General features: G+C 74.9%; 2 protein-coding genes. Both read right to left on the reverse strand.

Going from position 1 to position 2,659, the window contains the following annotated elements; all coding sequences use genetic code 11:
• Positions 1 to 1,643: ATP-dependent helicase (locus G5C51_RS41405; RefSeq protein WP_338118507.1), on the reverse strand; the 1,643-nt coding region annotated here is incomplete at its 3' end.
• 132 nt (positions 1,644 to 1,775) lie between these two features.
• Positions 1,776 to 2,354 (reverse strand): MGMT family protein, encoded by a 579-nt coding sequence (locus G5C51_RS41410; protein ID WP_338118508.1) that lies wholly within the window; start codon positions 2,352 to 2,354, stop codon positions 1,776 to 1,778.
• Positions 2,355 to 2,659 lie beyond the last annotated feature (305 nt).

Raw genomic sequence — 2,659 nt, forward strand, 5'->3', positions numbered from 1 at the left:
GTGGGGTCGGTGAGTGAGCCGGGCTCGGTGGGTGCGGCGGGGTCGGCGGGCACGGCGGCCTCGCCAGGCGCAGGTGTCTCGCCGGGCGCGGTCGTCCCGTCGGACGAGGCCTCGCCGGCGGCGGCTTGTTCGTCGGGGGTGGAAGGCTGACCGGACTCGGGTGCTTCGTCGGGCTCGGCAGCCCCGCCAGGCGAGGCACCGTCGGACGCAGTCCCGTCGCCCGAGGCGTCCGACTCCTCCGCCCCGGCGGTCGCGGCCGCCTCCGCGGGCTCTCGTTCCGCCAGTGCGCCCTCCGCCGCAGCGCGCAGGGCCAGCAGCAGCGGGGCCACCGCCGGCTCATGCCGTAGCGCGACGTCGTCGCCCGCTATCTCCAGCGGGACGCCAGCCGCGGTCAGCGCCCGGCGGACCGACGGGATCGTGCGACCGCCCGCGCGTACGAGGACCGCCATCTCGCTCCATGGCACACCGTCCTCCAGGTGCGCCCTGCGCAGGATGTCGGCGATGCTGCCGAGTTCGGCGCTTGCCGTCGGGTAGGTGTACACCTCCGTGGTGCCGCCCTCGCGCACAGCGTGCAGCGCGCGGTGGCGGCGGGTCGCTTCCGCCGGGAGGCGTGGCAGCGGGAGGCGTTTTGCCACCTCGCGGCTGGCGGCGAGCAGATTGGCGCCGGAGCGGCGGGACGTGGTGAGTACGGCCACGGGGGCCGGGGAGCCGTCCGTACGGAGGAAGTCGTGGGGGAAGCCGAGGATGCCGTTCACGTCCGCGCCGCGGAAGGCGTAGATGGACTGGTCGGGGTCGCCGAAGGCGATCAGTGTGCGGCCGCGGCCCGCGATGGCGCGGAGCAGGCGCAGCTGGGCGGCGTCCGTGTCCTGGTATTCGTCGACGAAGACCGCGTCGTACGAACCCGAGAGCTGCGCCGCGACCGCGGCATCGCGCTCTGCCAGCAGCACCGCCCGGTGCACCAGTTCCGCGTAGTCGAGGACGCCCTGCGCGTCCAGCACGTCCAGGTACTCCGCGAGGAAGCCGGCCGCCGCCGACCAGTCGGGGCGGCCCGTCTTCGCCGCGAAGTCGGCGAGGGCCTGCGGGCCGAGGCCCAGTTCGCGGCTGCGGGCCAGGACGGCCCGGACCTCGTCGGCGAAGCCGCGGGTCGTGAGGCACGCGCGCAGGTCGTCCGGCCAGCGGATCTCCGCCCGGCCCGCGCGCTCCAGCTCGGCCTCGCCGGCGAGCAGTTCGCGTACGAACAGATCCTGCTCGGGGCCCGACAGCAGGCGCAGCGGCTCGGTGAAGAGGTCGGCGTCGGTGTGGGCGCGGACCAGGGCGTAGCAGTACGAGTGGAAGGTGGTCGCCTGCGGTGCCCTGGACGCGCCGATACGGGCCGCCATCCGGTCGCGGAGCTCCACCGCCGCCTTGCGGCTGAAGGTGAGGACCAGGATCCGGGACGGGTCGACGCCGCGCCGGATGCGTTCGGCGACCGCCTCCACGAGGGTCGTGGTCTTGCCGGTGCCCGGGCCTGCGAGGACCAGCAGCGGGCCGGAGCCGTGGTCAACCACCGAGCGCTGCGCCGCGTCCAAGGCAGGGGGGATCACCGGTCCGGGGGTGGTGCGGACCAGGCGGTAGGGGGCCGTAGCTGCGGAGGGAGTGCTCACGTGGTTCGCCGGGTCGGTCGTGTGCGTGGAGTGGGTCGAGGCAGAGGAGTCAGGGCCGGTGCTGGACGGATGCCGAACGCTACTCCGTACGAGCCGGGGGTCGCGTCCTTTGGTGGGGGATGGCGGAAGCTGTCAGATGTGAGAGCCGTCACCGGTCCCCGCGCCGCCGCCCTCGCCGTCCGGGCGGACCTTGCCGTCCGGCCGCGCGTCGCCGCCCGGATGTATCTCGCCGTCCGGCCGCACCCCGCCGTCCGGGCGCACCCCGGGGTCCGGACGCACTGCGCCGTCCAGACGCACCCCGCCGCCCGGCCGCACCTCGTCATCCGCGCCCGACGCGTCGTCCAGACCCACCTCGCCGCCCGGACCAACCTCGCCATCCCAGCGCGCCCGCCCCATATCCAGCCGCGGTATATGCCCCTCCGCCGCGCGCCCCGCCGCACGCAGCGGTGTGCCCTCCTCGCGGTAATGGGCGAGCGCGCGCAGCTCCGAGCCCGGCAGCAGGCGGCCGTCGGCGCGTACGACACGCCACCAGGGCGCCGCGCCGCCGTACAGCGCCATCACCCGGCCCACCTGGCGCGGACCACCCTCGCCGATCAGCTCGGCGACATCGCCGTACGTGGCCACCCGCCCCGGCGGGATGGTCTCGGCGGCGGTCAGCACCCGGTCCGCGTACTCGGGCAGCTCGAATTCGGTTCCGTGCTCGGCGTCCACGCAGCTATCGTGCCGCACGCCTCCGACAGCCCCTCCGACAGCGCCCGCGGCCGCGCCCCCGACAGCGCCCCACTAACAATTGGGCCCCGGATGCACTCATGTGTCACCCGCTCGTGCCACCATCTTCCGGTCGGTCAGACTTGATAAGAGACAAACGCGGCGACGAGAACGCCGCGCACGACGGAAGGGCCAGTACGGACGGCATGCGGAGCACCGGAGCCGACGCGCAGCCGCCCGAGGCGGAGCCCGCCACGGGGGAGGAGGGGCGCGCGCCGTCGTCGGATGCTGCCCCGACACCCCCCGAG

The organism is Streptomyces coryli, from assembly GCF_011044975.1.
Classification (GTDB): Bacteria; Actinomycetota; Actinomycetes; order Streptomycetales; family Streptomycetaceae; genus Streptomyces; species Streptomyces coryli.